At 45.0% G+C, this 19,577-nt stretch carries 13 protein-coding genes, 2 tRNA genes and 2 riboswitches; of the genes, 3 read left to right on the top strand and 12 right to left on the bottom strand.

The annotated features are described in order from the left end of the window. The first annotated feature begins 21 nt into the window (after positions 1 to 21). A riboswitch (TPP riboswitch) is annotated at positions 22 to 124 on the top strand. Positions 125 to 187: 63 nt separating this feature from the next. Further along, complete coding sequence (gene thiT / locus BMW61_RS03855; RefSeq protein ID WP_026499535.1) at positions 188 to 880, top strand: energy-coupled thiamine transporter ThiT; 693 nt, start codon at positions 188 to 190, stop codon at positions 878 to 880. A 14-nt stretch (positions 881 to 894) separates the two neighbouring features. Here thiT and addA read toward each other — a convergent pair whose 3' ends face one another. From addA to BMW61_RS03795, 12 genes are all read right to left on the bottom strand, one after another. Beyond that, the gene (addA, locus tag BMW61_RS03850) at positions 895 to 4,575 is read right to left on the bottom strand and encodes a helicase-exonuclease AddAB subunit AddA (RefSeq protein WP_091819903.1); all 3,681 of its coding nucleotides are present in this window, start codon (positions 4,573 to 4,575) and stop codon (positions 895 to 897) included. A 1-nt stretch (position 4,576) separates the two neighbouring features. Next, a complete protein-coding gene (locus BMW61_RS03845; RefSeq protein WP_091819901.1) occupies positions 4,577 to 8,167 on the bottom strand; it encodes a PD-(D/E)XK nuclease family protein in 3,591 nt (1,196 codons plus the stop codon). 138 nt (positions 8,168 to 8,305) lie between these two features. After that, a complete protein-coding gene (locus BMW61_RS03840) occupies positions 8,306 to 9,484 on the bottom strand; it encodes a phosphoribosylaminoimidazolecarboxamide formyltransferase (protein WP_091819899.1) in 1,179 nt (392 codons plus the stop codon). A 191-nt stretch (positions 9,485 to 9,675) separates the two neighbouring features. Next, the gene (locus BMW61_RS03835) at positions 9,676 to 10,380 is read right to left on the bottom strand and encodes an IMP cyclohydrolase (RefSeq protein WP_091819896.1); all 705 of its coding nucleotides are present in this window, start codon (positions 10,378 to 10,380) and stop codon (positions 9,676 to 9,678) included. A gap of 50 nt (positions 10,381 to 10,430) precedes the next feature. Then, positions 10,431 to 10,514, bottom strand: a riboswitch (ZMP/ZTP riboswitch). A 50-nt stretch (positions 10,515 to 10,564) separates the two neighbouring features. Beyond that, positions 10,565 to 11,953 carry an amidohydrolase gene (locus BMW61_RS03830; protein WP_091819895.1) on the bottom strand — a complete coding sequence of 463 codons (1,389 nt, stop codon included), beginning with the start codon at positions 11,951 to 11,953 and terminating at the stop codon, positions 10,565 to 10,567. Between the two features lie 345 nt (positions 11,954 to 12,298). After that, positions 12,299 to 13,075 (bottom strand): amino acid ABC transporter ATP-binding protein, encoded by a 777-nt coding sequence (locus BMW61_RS03825; RefSeq protein ID WP_022762501.1) that lies wholly within the window; start codon positions 13,073 to 13,075, stop codon positions 12,299 to 12,301. Next, positions 13,059 to 13,847 (bottom strand): amino acid ABC transporter permease, encoded by a 789-nt coding sequence (locus BMW61_RS03820; RefSeq protein WP_091819893.1) that lies wholly within the window; start codon positions 13,845 to 13,847, stop codon positions 13,059 to 13,061. The genes BMW61_RS03825 and BMW61_RS03820 overlap by 17 nt, the downstream gene beginning before the upstream one ends. A 152-nt stretch (positions 13,848 to 13,999) precedes the next feature. Continuing rightward, entirely contained in the window at positions 14,000 to 14,923 is a 924-nt protein-coding gene (locus BMW61_RS03815) for a transporter substrate-binding domain-containing protein (RefSeq protein WP_022762503.1), read from the bottom strand. Positions 14,924 to 15,229: 306 nt separating this feature from the next. After that, on the bottom strand, positions 15,230 to 16,033 hold the full coding sequence (locus tag BMW61_RS03810) for a response regulator (protein ID WP_091819891.1): 804 nt from the start codon (positions 16,031 to 16,033) through the stop codon (positions 15,230 to 15,232). A 20-nt stretch (positions 16,034 to 16,053) separates the two neighbouring features. Continuing rightward, entirely contained in the window at positions 16,054 to 17,346 is a 1,293-nt protein-coding gene (locus BMW61_RS03805; protein WP_175475089.1) for a sensor histidine kinase, read from the bottom strand. Between the two features lie 51 nt (positions 17,347 to 17,397). Beyond that, positions 17,398 to 18,366: a hypothetical protein gene (locus BMW61_RS03800; RefSeq protein WP_091819888.1), complete on the bottom strand. Its 969-nt coding sequence runs from the start codon at positions 18,364 to 18,366 to the stop codon at positions 17,398 to 17,400. Continuing rightward, positions 18,363 to 19,016 carry a hypothetical protein gene (locus BMW61_RS03795; RefSeq protein ID WP_091819886.1) on the bottom strand — a complete coding sequence of 218 codons (654 nt, stop codon included), beginning with the start codon at positions 19,014 to 19,016 and terminating at the stop codon, positions 18,363 to 18,365. Before BMW61_RS03795 ends, BMW61_RS03800 begins: the two co-directional genes overlap by 4 nt. 215 nt (positions 19,017 to 19,231) lie before the next feature. On the opposite strand from BMW61_RS03795, the gene BMW61_RS03790 reads away from it, so the two are divergent. Next, positions 19,232 to 19,305: transfer RNA gene (locus BMW61_RS03790), tRNA-Pro, on the top strand. 21 nt (positions 19,306 to 19,326) lie between these two features. Then, positions 19,327 to 19,397 (top strand) — tRNA-Gly (locus BMW61_RS03785). The last annotated feature ends 180 nt before the right edge of the window (positions 19,398 to 19,577 follow it).

The raw sequence follows: 19,577 nt of genomic DNA, 5'->3' as shown, positions 1-19,577 counted from the left end.
AAAACTACATATAAATTATAAATATTTTGCTAGGGGAGCTTTGCTGAGATGGTGTTGAGCCCAACATCGACCCTTATTACTTGAACCGGGTAATACCGGCGTAAGGAAGCATATATATCGCGATGCGGTAAATATGATGAAAATGAAGCCTCCCCCGTGCAGAATAATAAACGGAGGAGGTTTTTATATGTCCCTATTTTTTAAGCTTGTAGACGATACCTACCAGCCCACCTCAGCAGGCTACGGCCTTCTGGTTATGTTATTTATTTTTGCGCTTATAGCTACATGCTTTTTCACAGGAAAAGATCATAAAAATCATTTTTCTGTAAAGCAGCTGGTATTTGCGGCTATGTGCGTTACCCTGGCAATGATCACATCAATGATCAAGATATGGGAGATGCCCATGGGTGGAGCCGTTACACTGTTTTCGATGTTCTTCATTACATTCGTAGGATATCTGTACGGTGTAAGAGCAGGTCTTACTTCTGCACTCGCATACGGACTACTTCAGCTCATCATCGGACCCTATATCATCAGTATTCCTCAGCTCATATGTGATTATATCCTTGCGTTTGGTGCGCTTGGAGTTTCCGGATTATTCTCACGTTTCAAGCATGGCATGAGCTTAGGTTATATCGCAGGTGTTTTAGGTCGTCTGTTCTTTGCAGTACTCTCAGGAGTGATCTTCTTTGGCCAGTATGCACCTGAGGGTATGAGCGCTTTCAGATACTCACTAGTATATAACGGTTCCTACCTCGGAGCTGAAGCAGTGCTCACATTTGCTATTCTCTGTGTTCCTGCAGTCAGAAATGCATTCACAAGAATCAAGTATCTTGCAAATGAAGAAGACGTAAGAGAACAGCTTCATCTTGCATCATGATGAGAACTACATAATTACAAATTTATAGTTTCGCCCAGGGTGAAGGAGTAGATTATTCTCTCCTTCACCTTTTTATGTGTGATCCTCTCAAGCGCATCCTCATAGTATTCCAACTGAATTTTGTATCTCTCTGAGAGTTCGCTTCCGTCCTTTACTCTATCAGTCTTATAATCCAGGAGAACGAGTCCATCGTCCTCTTCAAACCAGACGTCAATAATCCCCTGAATAAGAACCTGCTCGGAGTCGGGGAATTTGGAATTAACCTTATTCGCACTTATTCCCATCATAAAGGGTGACTCTCTGTGAAGCCTTCCCAAATCGTGAGCCTTCTTCATACGCTCTCCGATTTCGCTCTTATAAAAGGCAAGTATATCCTTCTCATCCACGCTGTCAGAAGCTCCTTCGGGCATTCTGCCGAGAGCTTCCATCTTCTTCATCCAGTTTACAAGGTCACCTGCTCTATCATCAGGAGTCAGATCTCCCTCATCATACAAAAGCTCCATAACTCTGTGGTAGATTGTACCCCTTGCAGCACCTTTAGCCTGTTTCTCCTTTTCGGCGATGAAGGAAGGAACTATCTCTTCTTCGTCAAATATAAAGTGAGTAGGCTCATCCTTTTGCTCCAGCATAGCTTTTTTAAGCTCTGTAACCGTAGTCTTTACATAAAGGCCTTCGAAAGAGTCAAATGCGTAGCTGTCGCCAAATCTCTCACCGAAAAGATCTGCATAGCGCAGTTTCTCCGGACCGGCAGGCATAAGAAGATTATCCAGGCGCACCTTGGCTGTAACATCTCTGTTTATCTCTTCTGCTGTCAGTTCATCCTTAGTCATAACCCTGAAACCAAAGGGGACCTCATCGCTTCTGTTTAACGGATCACAGGACACTCCAACACTCTCGCAAAGCTTCGCATAGTCAGGATGACGGGCAAGTGCCATCAAAACCAGATCAAGATAGCTTCCGGCAGAACTCCTTAGATAATACGGAAGAATGTAGGGCATCTCTCCGGAAAGTGCCTCTCTGTTTCTCAGAAGCATATTCCTTCCTAGCCTTCCTCTAAGGCTTCCTTCAGATGCCTTTTCTTCATCGCCTATCTCTATCTGACCGGTCATAATAAGCTTATCCTTGGCTCTTGTCATGGCAACATAAAGAATACGCATCTCCTCACCGAGAATATCCATCTTCATATTCTCGCCCATGATATTCTTTCTCAGCGTCTTATATTGAATACGCCTCTCGAGATCAATGGCAGGTGCTCCAATTCCATAGTCCATGTCAAGCACAACGGAGTCTTTAGTATCCATGAAGTTAAAGGATTTTGCCATTCCCGAGAGGAAAACAACGGGGAACTCAAGTCCCTTACTCTTGTGGATACTCATTATGCGTACAACATCGGCATTTTCATCAAGAATATTGGCTTCGCCATAATCCACTTCGTATTTCTCAAGCTGCTCTATATACCTTACAAAATGGAAAACTCCGCTAAAGCTGGTCTTCTCGTAGTCTACAGCCTTCTCCTTAAGCATATTCAGATTTGCAAGGCGCTTCGTGCCTCCCGGAAGTGATGCGCAGTACTCTGCAAAATGAGTGTCGCTTAAAATCGTGCCTATAAGCTCACTTACGGGGAGATATTCGGCCCTCTGCCTGTAGTCTTCTATGAGATTTATAAACGCGCTTATCTTATTCTCCAAGGGCTGAAGCTGTTCGAGATTTTTGCATCTAAGAAGAATATCGTAAAAGCTGTCACCCTCGAAGCCGGTCTTCTCTGTATCCCTGTCGGCTGCCTTAATAAGCGCAAGATCCTCATCGGTAAAGCCGCCTATATCAGAGCGCATCACACTTGCAAGAGGAATATCCTGTCTCGGATTATCCAGAATTCTAAGGAAATTCAGAACCGTCACCACTTCTGTCGCTGAGAAATATCCCGTTCTCGATTCAACATAGGCAGGGATTCCCCTGCTTTCCAGAGTTTTCCTGAATATGTCATCCCAGCCCTTGGTAGTCCTTAGAAGTATTACTATATCTCCGTATCTGACCTTTCTGAAACTGTCTTCGCCCTCAGTTACAACTCCGCTCTCAAGCAGCTCCTCTATTCGCGTCGCTATCATGGAGGCCTCAAGCTCTCTCCCTTCATCAGAGGAAAGGTCTGTTACATCTCCGAGTAAAAGCTCTGTGGCAAAGGGATTCTCCCCCTCCGGCTGCGGAAATGTTCCGCCCACCACAAGTCTGGCATCTTCGTTGTATCTTACGCGTCCTAAATTCTCATCCATTATCTGCTCGAAGATATAGTTTACGCTGTCTAAGACCTCACTCCTACTTCGGAAGTTATTGTGAAGAGAGATCTTCCTCTCCGGCTGTCCCTCTTCCCATGAATACTTCGCTATTTTCTCCATGAAAATCTCAGGTCTTGCAAGTCTAAACTTATAGATACTCTGCTTTACATCGCCCACCATGAATCTGTTATATATTTTTTCTGATTCACCTGAGACTGCAGATAAAAGCAACTCCTGAACATTATTCGAGTCCTGGTACTCATCTATCATAACCTCTTCAAAATAATCCCTGTACTGGGCTGCTCCGCCTTTAAGGATTATTTCAAGAGCAAGATGCTCCATATCTCCAAAATCTATTATCCCCTTCTCTCTCTTCTTCTCATCGAATTTCTTTTTGAAGTCAAGTGCAAGAAGAGCCAGCGTTTTCACGGGCTTTGCAGCAAAAGCCATATGAGCGCAAATAGTCTTTTTATCCTCGGCAAAATATTTCTCTTGAAGCTTCCCTATAAGTTTTTTTGCCTTATCCCTATAGTTCTTTGCAAGTTCTCTCTTATCAGCATTAACAGAATCATCCTTCTTGGTAGAAAGCCTTGCAAAATTCATATTCAAAACCATGGCTCTGACTTCATCGAAAGATTTATCTCCGCTCTGTCTGATTGCAGATGCCTGGTCAAGCTCATTCTCCAAAAGATCTCCAAAAAAGTACGGCCCGTCAGGATCCATAGCAAGTTTAAGGGCTATCCTGTAATACTCTACGCACTCCTCCATAGAGGCTGCAAAACCGGCCAATGCCTTTTTCACAAAAGGTGCACTGTCGAAATCTTCCTCGCTAAGGCTGTAGTCATCTGCCCTCTCAGTAAGCCACTCCTCCGGAAAGGGCATACTCATTGCGTAGTCATAGAGTTTTAAAATAAACTCTTCAACCTTGTCGTCCCTACTTCCTGTTGCAAAATATTCCATACATTCAAGGAAGTCGGGATCCGCCTCTTCATATTTCTCCTCCAGAAGTTCCTCAAGAACATCCGCCTTCAGGAGTTTCATCTCTCCCTCGTCTCCAACCCTGTAGGAGGGATCGAGATCGATATCATTGAAGTTATTCCTGATTATGTACTGGCAAAATGAGTCAATAGTGGTAATCTGCGCTCCGTGAACCAGCGTCTCCTGTCTCTGAAGGTGAGCATTATCCGGATCCTCGGCGAGCTTTTTCTGTATTGCCGCCAGTATTTTTTCCTTCATAGAAGCCGCAGCAGCCTTGGTGAAAGTTACCACCAGCAGTTTATCTATATCTATCGGGTTATCGCCCGTTATACGCTGTATAATGCGTTCTACAAGCACAGTAGTCTTACCGGAGCCCGCCGCTGCGGAAACCAGTACATTCGAATTTCTCGCATCTATTACAGCTTGTTGTTCAGGTGTAAATCCCATATCAAACCTCCGATGCAATACGCTGCATCACTTCATCGTCTTTCATCTGTGGGAGTTCCCTACAGGAATATCCCGGAATGCCCTGCTCAAATCCGCAGACAGATTTGAACCTGCAGTACTTGCACGCCGTATTGTCTCCCTGAGAATAGGGGTTAACCTCTATATCCCCCTTTAAAATATTTCTGCCACTCTTCTTTATAAGGTGACTTACATACCTGGAAACCTGCTCAAAGTCATCGGCACTCATGACATCCGAGCCGTTCTTTGCGAAACTCCCGTCCTTATTGAACTTCACAGGAATTACATCAGACTTCTGCCCGGCCTCATGATCCAGAAGATCAATAATCTCCCTGTCAGCCTGCACAAGTCCCCTTGTACGAAGCTCCTCCCTAATCATTGCGTTGACCTCTTCGCCTGTGGCATCCGGATTCACCTTCTCCCCGTCGAGAACGGGATCTGTCAGATGATAATACAAAATAGCTGCCGGAACCGCTTCCTTCCCACGATTCTTAGCCTCTGCCATTCCTCGTGCCACATTCATATACATGACAAGCTGAAGCTGCAATCCATAATATAATGCACACAGATCAAACTTCTTATTACCCGATTTAAAATCTATTACCTTGATATAGACATGGTCAGCATCCTCATAGGTATCTATTCTGTCGATGCTTCCCGTTAGCTTCATGCGCTGCAAAATCCTGCCGCGCTCATCCTCTGTCAGGGCGATATTGATTGCATCGATCTCACCCGCTTCATCGAAGGAAGTCTCCATGCTCCTTGGAACAAAAGAACCCTTCTTAAGCTGATACTGGAGCGTATCAACACTTCTGAAAAGGATGCGTTTTATCCTCTGCATCAGATATTCATTTCTCTTCGTGCTCTCAAGGATATTGCCGTTATATCCATCGGTAAATTCGGTGAGAGCTTCCTCCATTATCCGCTCTCCGTCCTCCTTGGAAAAACTGTCCCAGGAAAGATTTTCCTCCTCCAGCTTTTTCGAAAACTTCTCCAGGGCGCCATGGAAAACGGTACCGAGATCTGCCTGATCAAAGGTGAACTCCTCTCGCTCATCAAGCCTCAGACCATACTGAAGAAAATGAGCATAGGCACACTGAGCATACTTCTCAAGTCTGCTGACAGAGTTGACAAGGAAATTCCCATACAGCATCGATGCCACAGTATCGGAAAGGGGCTTATGATCGTATCTGACGCCCGCAGCCTCCACCATTTTAAGGAGTCTCTCCCTATGACCCGAAAGAGCGTTAAACAGCCCGCAGAAGGCATTCTCCTCTTCCTCATTCATATATCCTCGCGAGTAGTCCTGAATATGCTCTGCGATGTAATCAAGGCCATTTCCGGCCGTCTGAATAATGTCACCCTCTGCTCTGTCATCAAAGCGCTCGGTAACCACTCTGGGGAAAAGCGCCGTTATCTTGCCTATAAGGTACGCCGGTCTGATACTCTTACCATCCGGATCAAGATGTGCAAATGACAAATAGAGTCTCTCAGAAGGCTTCGTCAGGTTCATGTACAGATATAGCCGCTGTATATACATCTGCTGCCTGGGCGTAGGCGCCAGCTCTATACCTGTCAGAGAATCAGCAAGGAACTGCCTCTCGATATCCGAGATAATGCCGCCCGTTCCCGCCGCCTTCGGAATCAGGTCATCATTAACTCCAAGAAAGAACAAGGTCTTAACTTCCTTAAGTCTCGTCCTCTCGATATCTCCGACAACAATTCTGTCTACGCTCTGCGGAATGGTACCGATCTCGATGTCCGAAAAGCCCACATCGAGAATCTCCGCATATTCCTTCCAGGTGATCTTCTCATCGCCCATAAGCGCAGTCACCTGATCAAGGAGTGCTATTACCTTGCGATAAATAACGGAATATTCTTTAGTCCTTATCTCATCGCCCTGCCCGCGAAAGCTATTCTCAAACTCCGCCATTTTCCCCTGGGCACCAAGGCCTGTCAGGAATTCGTAGAGAGCGCGGGAATAATCAAGCACCTTCTTCCCCTCAGCGCAAAATAAGGGCGCCAGTGCCTCCACTGTTTTTTGTCTCAGAGAATTCAAATCACTCAGGTATGCTTTTTTCTGCTCCTCGATTATAATATTTTCACTGTCCTTTTTATTGGACATTTTGAGTTTCCTCATTATCTGTCCCGGGATACGTTCAAAGTCAGTCTCCCATCCCTTTATTCCGCGAATACCCAGTGCACGGACATAGTTCTCAAGCCTGTCCGTCTCATTTGCCGTAAGAGGTGACAATCCGCTGCGCAGAAAATGGAACACAGACTCATAGCTATACCTGGAAGTCACAGTAAGAAGCGCACTTCTTATAGCTTCAATAAGGGGATTCAGCTTGATATTACCGGTCTGGTCCAGATAAATCGGGACCTCATACTTCCCGGCTTCATTGCTGATCACCTCGCCATACCTTTCAAGGCTTCCGCACACTATGGCAAAATCGCGATAGTGCAGCTCTCCGTTTTCCCTAATGAGCTTCCTGATCCTCGATAAAACCATCTGAACCTCGCGGCTTACCGTGTCCGCCTCGAGAATACCAATACTTGTGCACTTTGCAGTTTCACCTTCCTGCGAATCTCCATTCTCCGAAACTCCATACTTAGCATTTCCGTATCTGAAAAGATGCTTCTCCAAAAATGTGAGCTCCGGATTTGATGCATGCCTTCCCTTCTCAGTGTTTTTCAAAAAGACATCGCGTGAGTTTTCGTTCCTATAGGCTGCCCATCTCTCAAAATCAGGCACAGTAGAAGGATCCGAGCTTTTTTCATTTTCATATTCAAGGCGCAAAAGGTCATGAACTGTCTTCTTCGTAAGCAAAAACAGCTCCTGTTCCTCATTCCTGTCATAGTTATAGGGATTGTCCTCCTGTCCGAGAGTAAAGGAAAAGATAACCTCTGATGATAATCGCAGTATCTCGGCAATAACCCTGTACTGAATCGGTGTAAAGCCGGTGAAACCATCAAAGGCAATCACACTGTCGGCGATAAGCTTCGATGATGGAAGCGCCCTGCAGAGGACATCAAGAAGCTCCTCCTGGGCGATATAATTTCCCTTGATGTATTTTTTAAATTCGGAATAAAGGAGCCTTAAGTCCGAAAGCTTGGCCTTGAGAGCGCCTTTGTTCCCGCAAACATCTATAATATCATCCAGCATCTCCGGTTCGATGCCATACTGCATAAACTCGGAAACAGTGGACTTCACTTCATCTATATAGCCCATCTTGTGCATACTTCCGCCTATTATGGGGAGATCACTTTTTATCTCCTCCGCAACATGCCTAAGCACAAGGCTTTTACCCATATCATCAAGCACCTTCTCATGGCTCTCTCCGACCTCCTCGAAAATACGATGGGAGAGTCTGGAAAAGCTGACAACATCAATGTTCATGATGCCATGATCAGGGTGCTGTTTTACAATATCCATCTGCGTCTGCATGGTGAACTGATCAGGAACCACGATAAGAAAATTCCTGTCAGGCTCAGCAATACTTCTCTCAATTATTTCTTTCCTCAGGTGATAGCTTTTCCCCGCTCCCGAGGCGCCAAAAATAAAACGCAGCATGTCAATAACTCCTTCACTAATTGAGTGTTTATACAGTCTAAATTTTACCACAAAAAGAGACCCATACATGTCCAATATATGGGTCTCCAAAAATGTTAGTCTGTTTAATTGTGCTTCCGGAAATGCTTCCCGAAATGATTAATGATGGAAGAATCTCATGCCTGTAAACGCCATTACCATATCGTGGTCGTTGGCTGCCTGAATAACGTTGTCATCACGCACAGAACCACCGGGCTGTGCCACATATTTTACGCCGCTCTTAGCTGCTCTCTCGATGTTGTCGCCGAAGGGGAAGAACGCATCAGAGCCGAGTGCAACGTCAGTATTTTTATCAAGCCATGCGCGCTTATCAGCCTCTGTGAACACCTCCGGTTTTACCTTGAAAAGATTCTGCCACTTGCCCTCTGCAAGAACGTCCATATAATCAACGCCGATATAGAGATCGATGGCATTGTCTCTGTCTGCTCTTCTGATGTCATCAAGGAAAGGAAGCTCAAGAACCTGGGGGGACTGTCTGAGGAACCAGTTATCCGCCTTTGAGCCTGCAAGTCTTGTGCAGTGAATTCTTGACTGCTGACCTGCTCCGATACCGATTGCCTGGCCGCCCTTTACATAGCATACTGAGTTAGACTGAGTATACTTAAGAGTTATGAGAGATATCAAAAGATCCTTCTTAGCTGCATCGGTGAGGTTCTTATTGTTTGTCACGATGTTTTCAAGCATCTTGTCATCAATCACGATGTCATTGTGTCCTTGCTCAAAGGTGATTCCGAATACCTGCTTCTTCTCAAGAGCTGCGGGCTTGTAAGAGGGATCGATCTTGATTACAGCATAGTTGCCGTTCTTCTTTGCCTTAAGAATTTCAAGGGCTTTTTCTGTGTAATCTGGAGCGATGATTCCGTCTGAAACTTCTCTCTTGATAAGTCTTGCGGTATCCTCATCACAAGTATCTGAAAGTGAAATGAAATCACCGAAGGATGACATTCTGTCAGCGCCTCTTGCTCTTGCATATGCGCTTGCCATAGGTGAGAGGTCGCCAAGGTCCTCAACCCAGTAGATTTTCTTCTCAATATCTGTAAGAGGAAGTCCTATTGCAGCTCCCGCAGGTGATACGTGCTTAAAGGAAGTTGCTGCAGGCATTCCTGTTGCTGCCTTTAATTCTGAAACAAGCTGCCAGCCGTTAAATGCATCAAGAAGGTTGATGTAGCCGGGCTTGCCGTTTAAAACTTCTATCGGAAGGTCACTTCCATCCTCCATGAAAACTCTTGAGGGTTTCTGATTCGGATTACAACCATACTTAAGTGCTAATTCTTTCATTTTTTCTTCTCCTGTAGTCCGCGGCCGTTGTCATAAGCTATATTCTTTCTTAGCCTCGTTGCAAAATACGCATAATCGGCTAAGAAAGAATATAGCTTACTTCGCCGGCTGCTCACTCATACAATAAAAATTTTGATAGGTTCAGTTTAATATTATCGTTTATACAAGGAATATTTTACGTAATAGTGTTATTAATTTTTGTTTACAATGCGGGTTTCATATTTGCCTGTAGCGATGTCGATGTAGCGGGTGAAAAGGGAGACTTTGTTGTCTTCGTTGAGGTTATCCCATACAAGTTTTGTGAACTCGTCGATATCACCGGAGATTTCTACCTCTGTGGGCTCGCCTTCGTAGCTCGGAAGCGGATTGCCATCGCCCATGTAGGTGTGGATGAAGTAACCTTTTCCTGCCTTGGGATTCTCATAGGTATATGTAAATCTGAGGCATGAAGAAGGATCGTTATGGTCGCTCTTAAGAATAGACATAGAGATGTCGTATTTGCCGTCATCGATGTGCATAAGTCCTGAAATACGAGGTGTATAGTTAGGCGCATCGGGCTCAAACTCTCTGGTTCTGAGGGACTCCTCGAAGGACTGTCCTGCCTCCATAAGATCATAGATGGTATCTGTCTGATCACCGTTTGTCACAATTGTGTACTCACCGCGCACGCGAACAGGTGCATAGATGATAAGGCTCGGATCCTCAAGCTTTGCGGGATCGAAAGCTTCTGTGCGAATGCCCTCTCCCTCTGTAACAAACACTCTGTTTCTGCTGTTCTCGCTTCTGCCCATGATGAAGTAAGCAGTAACAGCATACTTTCCATCGGCACTTGTGCCAATCACAATGCCGCGCCCCGGATAAGAATTTGAGCTAAGTTCTGTTGCAAGATTTACCATAAAAACCTCCGTTTTATATAAAATAAAAACCGCCTGAGCATACCATTACAAACGGTTGCCCAGGCGGTCGACATTCAAAATATTTTCGCACTCCCCTGTGGTTACCCACATATCCGCCAGTTGTGCGACACACATACTTTAAACTAAAATCGCGCCAAATGCAATTGGTGTTTTTCAACAAAAATTATACTTCCGGAATAGCGTCTTCGGGAATCGGGCAGACATACCCGCTCTTCGTGCGCTCCGCAAACTCTTTTGCAGCTTCATCAAGAATATTTTTATCCTCAAAAATATCGATAGCCGCAGCACACAAAACCTTGCCCGCATGAACTGCTGCCTTATATCCTATCGAAGATCCGGCACAGGAAACATTCTGCCAGCTGTGTCCGGGACACCCGTCAGGCCAGGCTGTAACACGAATCTGTGCTGTCGGAACATTCCAGCTCACATCCCCGACATCGGTTGAAGTTGGCTCAAACGCCTCGCCCATAAAATGCGGACGAAGGGCCACATTCATCCCGTTCCCATCAGGCTCAAAGGTCTTTGAAAGCGCACTTGCAAACTCGAGTTCCTCCTCATTGAAGGTCGGCACCCCAAGCTCTTCGAAATTCTTATAGAGCACTTTTTCCAGCGCGCGGTTCGTCACAGTATCCGACATGCCATCAACAAACTTCCTGACAAAAGTCGTCTCGGTCATCAGTGCAGCACCCTCCGCGATCTTATCGACACGCTTTTGAAGCTCCACCGCCTCCGCCACGTGATTGGAGCGAACCATATACAGCACCTTCGCATTGGGCTGAACCACATTAGGACTCACTCCGCCCGCATCGGTTATAGCGTAGTGCACCCGCGCCCTGTCACTTATATGTTCTCGTAAAAACTGAACGCCGATATTCATCAGCTCTACCGCATCCAGTGCGCTTCTTCCCTTTTCAGGGGCGCCGGAGGCATGGGATGCTATTCCATGAAAAGTGTACTCCACCTGTATGCAGGAATTCGACGATCCCGTAACAACCTCGTTACTGTCAGCGGGATGCCAGGTCAGCGCAGCATCCAGCTTTTTCCATTCTCCGTCCCTTGCCATGAAAGCCTTGGAGGCGCAGCCCTCCTCACCGGGACAGCCGTAGAGGATTACAGTACCGACTTCTGCTGCCTGTTTATCTTCAGCATTCTTCAATCGTTCCTCAAGATACTTCTTTATTCCGATCGCTGCCGCCAGAGCTCCGGCTCCCAAAAGGTTGTGACCACATCCGTGTCCTGAACCGCCCTGCTCTATCGGCTTTTCCTCAAGTGACGCAGCCTCCTGTGAAAGCCCGGATAGCGCATCATACTCCGCCAGAATTCCGATCACCGGCTTCCCGCTTCCAAAGCTCGCCTTGAATGCTGTGGGAATATTACAAATCCCCTTCTCCACCGTAAAACCTTCCTTCTCACACACCTCGCAGTATAAATCGCAGGACTTATACTCTTTCAGAGACAGCTCCGCGTACTCCCAAATACGCCCCGCCACATCTTTTATAAGATCACTTTTCTTTTCAATTTCACCAACCGCATCCTTTTTTATTTCAGTCATCACACACCCTCTTTTAATCCATATCCTGAATTAGTTAATATTCTCACCTAGAATAGCCTAATAAATATTATTACCTCGTAGAACCACTCTTATACACACCCCATCACCTTCGCCATTCATTACTCCCGGCAAAGACTGTTATAAATTCCAGAGCCAGCCCGCAGCATAAGCAGCAGAAATTTGTAGGTCTCGGACGAGGAGATGGTTTATAAAATATAAAAATAATGGGTTCCGACTGCTTTGAACAACGTGAAAGAAGGAATCCATTATTTTTATATTTCTTATAAACCACGACGCAGACGAAAACACAAATTTCTGCTGCTTACGCTGCGTGCGTCCCTGAATTTATAACACTTTGCTCAGGAATTCCTTAAGGCGCGGGTGATTGGGGTGGTTGAAAATCTCATCGGGAGAGCCCTGCTCAAGGAGCTTACCATCAGCCATAAAAAGCACACGGTTACCCACTTCACGTGCAAAACCCATCTCGTGAGTTACCACAACCATCGTCATACCCTCGTCTGCCAGCTGCTTCATAACATCAAGAACTTCGCCGACCATCTCCGGATCTAAGGCGGAAGTAGGCTCATCAAACAACATTACTTCGGGTTCCATCATAAGCGCCCTAACAATAGCTATACGCTGCTTCTGACCGCCTGAGAGCTGAATCGGATAAGCGTCTGCCCTGTCAAAAAGACCTACGCGGCCCAAAAGATCGTACGCCTTTTTCTTTGCCACATCCTCCGGCATATGCTTAACCTTAACAGGTGCGAGAATCATGTTCTCCATTATTGTCTTGTGCGGGAAAAGATTGAAATGCTGGAAAACCATTCCCATCTTCTGCCTGTGAAGATCCATATTCACCTTCACCCACTTACCGTTTTCATCTTTGTATTTCTTCTTGGTGATATCGACATTATCAAAAATAATTGCGCCGCCCGTGGGCTCCTCAAGGAGATTCAGTGAGCGAAGAAAAGTCGATTTTCCGCTTCCCGAAGGCCCGATAACAACCATGACATCGCCCTTATCAATGTCAACGGTCACACCGTCGAGAGCCTTGATTTTTCCGAAATTATAGTGTTTTTCAAGATTTGTAATCTGTATAAGCTTATCTCTTGTCTCCACGGCTCATCCTCCTTTCGAAATATGCAATTACCTTACTTGTAGGGAAGCACAGGCAGAAATAAATTGCCGTTGCCACAAGCAAAGGCTCGATAATAATGAAGGTTGCACCGCGCACAGCGTTAACCGCAGACATAATATCCTGAACGCCGATGGTATAGGTTATCGCTGACTCCTTGATGATAACAACGAACTCATTCGCAATCGCAGGAAGAATATTCTTTATCGCCTGCGGAAGAATGATATATTTCATATTCTGGAACTGACTCATACCAAGAGATCTGGCAGCCTCAGTCTGACCGCCGTCGATCGACTGAATACCGGATCTCATGATCTCGCACAGGTATGCACCAGAGTTCATACCAAGAGCCACAACTCCGGGGAAAAATCGCTCGAATTTAATAAATCCAAGAAATGTAAAATTGGGAAGTTCTATGAGCGCTCCAAATACGCCATAGTAGATGATCGCCACCTGAACGATAACGGGAGTCGATCTCAAAATCTCAACATAAGCAGTCGCAAGGAAGCTTATCGGATTAAACTTTCCGATTGTTACACCGATTCCTTTCTCCTTCTGATGTCCATCCTTATCGAGCCCAAGAAATGCAAGAGGATAGAACTTTGTCATTCTCATTGCCGAAAGAATAAGTGCCAGCACGAAACCAATGGCCACGGTGAAAAGCGAAAGCATGATCGTAACCGCCATGCCCTGCCAGAATAGTGAAGCATAAGGTGAGATTTTTGAAAAATTCTCAATTTGTATAAAACTGTTCATAACGTATTTTTATCTCCGAAATTATGTTAATGTGTCATTTCTAATATATCATAAAACCCGGATGAAAATGCAGAACATTTCCGCAAAATTAAACGAACCCGGAAACATGACATCTCCGGGTTCGCATTCTTGTTTTTCAATCCGATCAATTATTACTGATCAAGAAGTCCCTCGATAATCTCGCCTGAAGCCTGCTCGTTAGCTGTTGCTACAAACTCATCCATTTTTCCTTCTGCCTTAGCCTTGGCAATCGCCTCGTTAACGCCGGCCTTAAGAGCATCATTGCCCTTGCTGACACCGATAGCTGAACCCTCTGCTCCGTCATAAGGTACATCAAGTACTACGCAAAGCTCGGGATAATTCTTGGCATAACTCTCTGCAACTGCTGTCTCGATGTATGCACCGTCAAGCTTACCTGCAAGAAGCTCTGCAATAATATCTGTAACCTTTGTCAGCTGGATAAGCTCTGCATCAGGGCTGTTAGCCTGTGCAAGGTCAACCTGGATGGCACCTGTCTGAGCGCCTACTTCGATATCAGGGTTATTGGTATCCTCAAGGCTTGTGAACTTATCCTTATTGGACTGAAGACATACGAAGGACTGACCTCCCTCATAATAGATATCTGAAAAGTCCATGATGGATTCACGCTTCGGATCGGGTGAAAGTCCTGCAACTCCAAGGTCAACTGCCTTAGTCTGAAGCTCCATAAGAACACCGTCAAAGTCAACCGGTACTACCTCGAGCTCAAGTCCGAGATAATCTGCGATGTACTGAGCAAGTGCAATATCAAAACCTGCAAGAGTAGGTGTTCCGTCATCGCCTACTGCATAAAATTCATAAGGTGCAAAATCGGGTGATGTTGCTACTGTGAGCTTTCCGGGTGTAACTGTGGAAATCTCTGCGCTTGCAGAAGCCTCTTCACCTGCTGCCTCCTCGGTAGCTTCTGTACTCTCTGCTGTCTCTGCGCTCTGCTCTGTCTGTGCGGGAGCTTCTGCATCCTTAGATGCGCCGCCGCATGCTGTCATGCTAAAAGTCATAGCTCCGATTAAAATAGCTGAGATAAGTTTCTTCTTCATAATAGCCTCCTTCTTTATACAAGTTTTATTCATGAATTATTGCATATTTATTCATTAATCACTTTGTTTTATACATAATAATACACTTGATGTATTTTATCAACCCCAAATATTAAAAAACATCAAAAAAGGCATGAAAAAAGCGCTTGCAATGCAAGCGCTCTTCCCATCCTTAATTATTATAGAGGGAACTATATAATAGAGGAAATCATTTGGGACTTTATTGTCTCATATTATGCGTCACAAAAGTGTCACAACGTTTAAGTTCACTGTTTATGCGGCTTCTCAGACTTTACTGAAACGTTTTTACCAAAAATCATCGGAAAGCTGACATAATTTTCCAAGTGTCGGCTCCGCCCAACTGTACTGATTCATGTACTCACCCGCGAAACCCGAGTCTTCACGCTGTCCCGCGAGATAATTGAAATAATCGCAGTCAAAATATTCTTTATTAATTCCGGCCTCACCGCGCCTTCTTATAAGAGCATTTACGCAATCGTTTTCGTTAAATATTCTGCTCATATCGGCAAAGAGGTTTCTCATATAGGATCTGTGACCGCTGGGATCATCCTCATCCTGCCAGATTCTATCCATGATCTGATCAAAGGTTCTCATCGCTCCGTTGGCATCAATCAGAACCGCAAGGAGTTCCTTGGTCTTACTGTAAGCAAATTCAAGCGGCAGCCCGTCCTTTGTAAAGGCCTCAAACTCCCCGAAGGTGTGAATTCGCAGCTTTGCATTTTTTTCTGCCTCTATTGGGAACCTCAGGTGTTCAAACTCGCTCTTAATCTTGGCAGGCGTAACAGGCTTCATAATATATCCGCTGGCATAGAGCGCAAAGGCTTCCTTCATATATTCAGAATAGCCCGTGACAAAAATTATATTGATTCTTGGATTTATTACCTGCAGTCTTTTCGCAACTTCCACGCCGTTGTCCGTTCTCATCTCCACATCAAGAAAAGCTATCTGTGGTTTTATATCCACAACCTTTTCGAGAGCGGCTTTTCCACTGGTAAAGCCCTCAACCTGGGCACCCGGAATCGCTTTTTTTATGGCATTCATACAGCCTTCAAGTGCAAGGTCCTCATCGTCAATTGCAATTATTCGCATTATTTTTTCATTACTCCTTTTTAATTAGATCCACGGGGGATCGTGATGGTCGACTTCGTTCCGACTCCCGGAGTGCTCTCAACAACAAGGTGTCCGCCGCACATTCTAAGGAGCCTCTCCCTAAGATTATCAAGGCCTATGTGAAGCCCGTCGCCCTCTTTGTACTCATCGGGGTTAAATCCGACTCCGTCATCTTCCACTATCACATAATAGTATTCCGAATCGGAATAGCTTTCAATCCTAACCGTTCCTCCCTCTTCTTTTTTATGGATTCCGTGCTTAACGGCATTTTCCGCAAGCAGCTGCACCGAAAGGGCCGGAATATCGAAGCTCTCATCTTTGATATCGTATTTGATGGTCAGCTTTTCACGAAAACGCATCTTCTCAAGGCTGAGGTAATTGGTGACATGCTCCATCTCCCTAAGGAAGGTGATGCAGTCCTCCTTTTCAAGGTTACTTAAGTTTCCGCGAAGGTAATCCGAGAACCTTCCGATGGCCTCCTGTGCCTTTTCGGGATCCTTTTCACAAAGGACATAGATCGAGTTCAGCACGTTATATAAAAAATGCGGCTTAATCTGCGTCAGAAGGATCTTGATTCTGTCTCTGGATATTTTATCCTCCTGCTCAAGAAGGAGCCTCTCCTGCTCATATTGGAAGGTATTATCCATAAAAATAAGAGACAGGCAGATCATGTAGGGCATGATCTCGATTCCCGGCACGAATGCCCTGAGTATTACTCCGATAAGCGGAAAAAATATGATTGACAAAAGCGCAATGACATTATCCTTCTTGAGGTATTTTCTATAAACAATCATGTAGACAAGGACAAGAAGAATGATCAGATAGCCGCCGACCTGGCCCGCAAAGTAAAGCGGTCCCTTTTCAAAATTGATTCCATCGAAGGATACTACAAAACCGTAAAAGAGGCAAACCACCCAAAATATGGAAAATATTGTGGCCAGCGGTATTACAAACTTCTTCATCTCAAGCTTTCTACCGCATCGCCTGGAAATATAATATGAAACATATATTCCGTAAAATCCAAGGAGTGAATAAAAAGCGATAAAATATACAGAATATGCAATTTTGGTAATAAGCACCAGCTCGTCGTTATCAAAGTCCTGGCATACCACAATTTTCACAGCAAGAACAGAGATAAGCATAAGCATATCCGAAATGAGCATCTTGGTAAACTGGCCTCTTTCCTTGTTGGCATTCTTCCTCATGTGGATGTCTCCGAAAAGCTTGATGCCAACTATCGCCAGTAGGAACGACGATATTCCTATATTTACATAATCAATGGTGTGATTCATAATATTCATCCGCCTTACAGTTCTTAAAGAGCTTACGTTCTCCGGTTTTACTTATTTCCTGAAAACAATCCAGTTGTGAGACCACGGCACAGGAAGCCCAAAGAGTGTTCGCACTTTTCCATTCGCGCTTCTGTACCAGGAGTAGTTCCAGCCTGCGCCCATGTCCATGTACACTGCGTTAGTTACGCCAAGCCTTCTAAGTTCAGACATGAATTCATTAAAATGCATCATTTTTACGGAATCTATCACGCAAAGGTTCCCGTTAAGTTCCGCAAGAGCCCTGTAGCATCTGGCTCTCGGTCTGTCGAAATTCATGACATTTTTTTTGTCTTTTATCATGGCAAGCTGCATAAAACCGCTGCCACCCGCTTTGGCTGCTTCCTGAACTGCCTCGGTTTTATTTTCAAATTCAAATCCAAATTTGCCGTTTGCAAAAGTGAAGGCTCCGTCCGCATCCCTGTCATAGGGGCTGTCGTAGAATTCGCCGTGGGATGCGTGATCCCCCTCAATGTTATCCTGGGCGAACTTTATCTGCACAGCATGCTGAAAAGCGGCACCGCAGCACCAGGTGATCGATTCATCGGATTTTGACGGGCGTTTCCCGCATTCGAGATCCACCGTGGTATATTCAGGAAAAAACACGTAAACCTTATCGGTTTTGAAAATAAGCGTCTCATCCCCCGGAAGGATATCTTTCACAGGAATATTTCGCGCATCTATGCTCTCTTTTATATTCACATGATACTGGGATATCAGTCCCATGAATATAAATACAAACGCAGGAATAACCAGGAACGAAGTCGCATAACAAAGCCTGTACATGAGCCTTAACGGTTTTAATCTGATCTTATCAGGTCCCCACAGATAAATCACAAGCGCTATACTCTGGAAAATCGGAAGCGTCCAGTAAACTATGTAAGGCGCCGACATCTGCGCCACAAAGAAGGTTGTATAAGCTCCAAATGAAAGCAGTGCCATCGCCATCAGCCAGATTCCGGTAAGTCGTTTTCTCAAGGTCATTTGCTCTTCCTCCTCTCTTTTTTCTGTTTGAGGAGTTCTTCCCTGAGCACCTTGAAGGAATCCATCTTGGATTCAATGCTGATTATAAGAAGAATTATCGCGATATCTGTGATGTACCTAAGTCCGTTTTCCCAAAGGATTGTCTTGGCAAAGGTAAGCTTGCCGTTTGCGATGATCATAACTAGAGTGACAACTATTTTATAGACAATCGCCATTCTGTTAAGGATTACATTCTCGGGATTGCCTTTTTTCGCATAGTTAATAATGAAATGATTGATGGTGATGATGATCGTCATTATGAAGGACATGCCTGCTGCCGCAAGGTATATGCTTCCCTGAACGCCGATGATCAGGTAGGTGTCGAAGTCCTCCTTACCCCAGAGCTGCTCAAGTACAAGATGGGCTTCCTGGTACATAAGGCAAAACAGCACGCCGCCCATGAGGCCCTTGGTAACATCCCAGCTGAATCTCTTGTATGCTACGTAAGTACAGCAAATTGTTACGAGCTTGAGGATATCCTCGAACATGATGAACTTATCATCTACGGTGCGAACGAGGAATATGGTCATAAGGCTTGCACATACAGCGATGATGCAGGCCGTGGTCATCATATTGTCACTTAAAAATACCGATTCTTTTTCATTGTCCATTGTTGTTATATCCACCTTTTATGTATTATTATGATATCATCATCAGGCGGATTTTACCCTATTGTTTTCCCTTTATTCAGGATGTTTTATAGCTTTTTAATTTATGTGGAAAATTTTTTTGAAAAAAATTTAAAAATCGTGTTGACAATTACTTTGATAAGGATATATAATCGTACTTGCGTTGCGGGTCAGGTAATGAACAAAACGCTTCCAAACGGGGTGTGGCTTAGCTTGGTAGAGCGCCTGGTTTGGGACCAGGAGGTCGCAGGTTCGAATCCTGTCACCCCGATTTAAATTCAATATTGTACATGCGGGTGTAGTTCAATGGTAGAACACTAGCCTTCCAAGCTAGATACGTGGGTTCGATTCCCATCACCCGCTTTAATAAATAAGACCTAGGTTTTTAACCTAGGTCTTATTTATTAAAGCAGGCGAGATCACGAACCCATGGTTCGTATCTCGCCTGCCGGCTCGGTCGGCGGCTAAGATGAGCGCCACTGGCGCTCAGCCGCCCCATCACCCGCTTCCGAATGATTTACGTATTCTTTTGTTAAGCGAGTG

It is taken from the genome of Butyrivibrio sp. ob235 (genome assembly GCF_900109475.1).
Classification (GTDB): Bacteria; Bacillota; Clostridia; order Lachnospirales; family Lachnospiraceae; genus Butyrivibrio.
Note: the sequence above shows the minus strand (reverse complement) of the source record. Positions and strands in the feature narration are given on the sequence as shown.

Coding starts and splice junctions, on each gene's coding strand:
- BMW61_RS03800 (WP_091819888.1), bottom strand. CDS start 18,366: ATGACCTTGAGAAAACGACTTACCGGAATCTGGCTGATGGCGATGGCA.
- BMW61_RS03810 (WP_091819891.1), bottom strand. CDS start 16,033: ATGCGAATAATTGCAATTGACGATGAGGACCTTGCACTTGAAGGCTGT.
- BMW61_RS03840 (WP_091819899.1), bottom strand. CDS start 9,484: ATGAAAGAATTAGCACTTAAGTATGGTTGTAATCCGAATCAGAAACCC.
- BMW61_RS03845 (WP_091819901.1), bottom strand. CDS start 8,167: ATGCTGCGTTTTATTTTTGGCGCCTCGGGAGCGGGGAAAAGCTATCAC.
- addA (WP_091819903.1), bottom strand. CDS start 4,575: ATGGGATTTACACCTGAACAACAAGCTGTAATAGATGCGAGAAATTCG.
- BMW61_RS03835 (WP_091819896.1), bottom strand. CDS start 10,380: ATGGTAAATCTTGCAACAGAACTTAGCTCAAATTCTTATCCGGGGCGC.
- BMW61_RS03805 (WP_175475089.1), bottom strand. CDS start 17,346: ATGAATCACACCATTGATTATGTAAATATAGGAATATCGTCGTTCCTA.
- BMW61_RS03795 (WP_091819886.1), bottom strand. CDS start 19,016: ATGGACAATGAAAAAGAATCGGTATTTTTAAGTGACAATATGATGACC.
- BMW61_RS03820 (WP_091819893.1), bottom strand. CDS start 13,847: ATGAACAGTTTTATACAAATTGAGAATTTTTCAAAAATCTCACCTTAT.
- BMW61_RS03815 (WP_022762503.1), bottom strand. CDS start 14,923: ATGAAGAAGAAACTTATCTCAGCTATTTTAATCGGAGCTATGACTTTT.
- BMW61_RS03830 (WP_091819895.1), bottom strand. CDS start 11,953: ATGACTGAAATAAAAAAGGATGCGGTTGGTGAAATTGAAAAGAAAAGT.
- thiT (WP_026499535.1), top strand. CDS start 188: ATGTCCCTATTTTTTAAGCTTGTAGACGATACCTACCAGCCCACCTCA.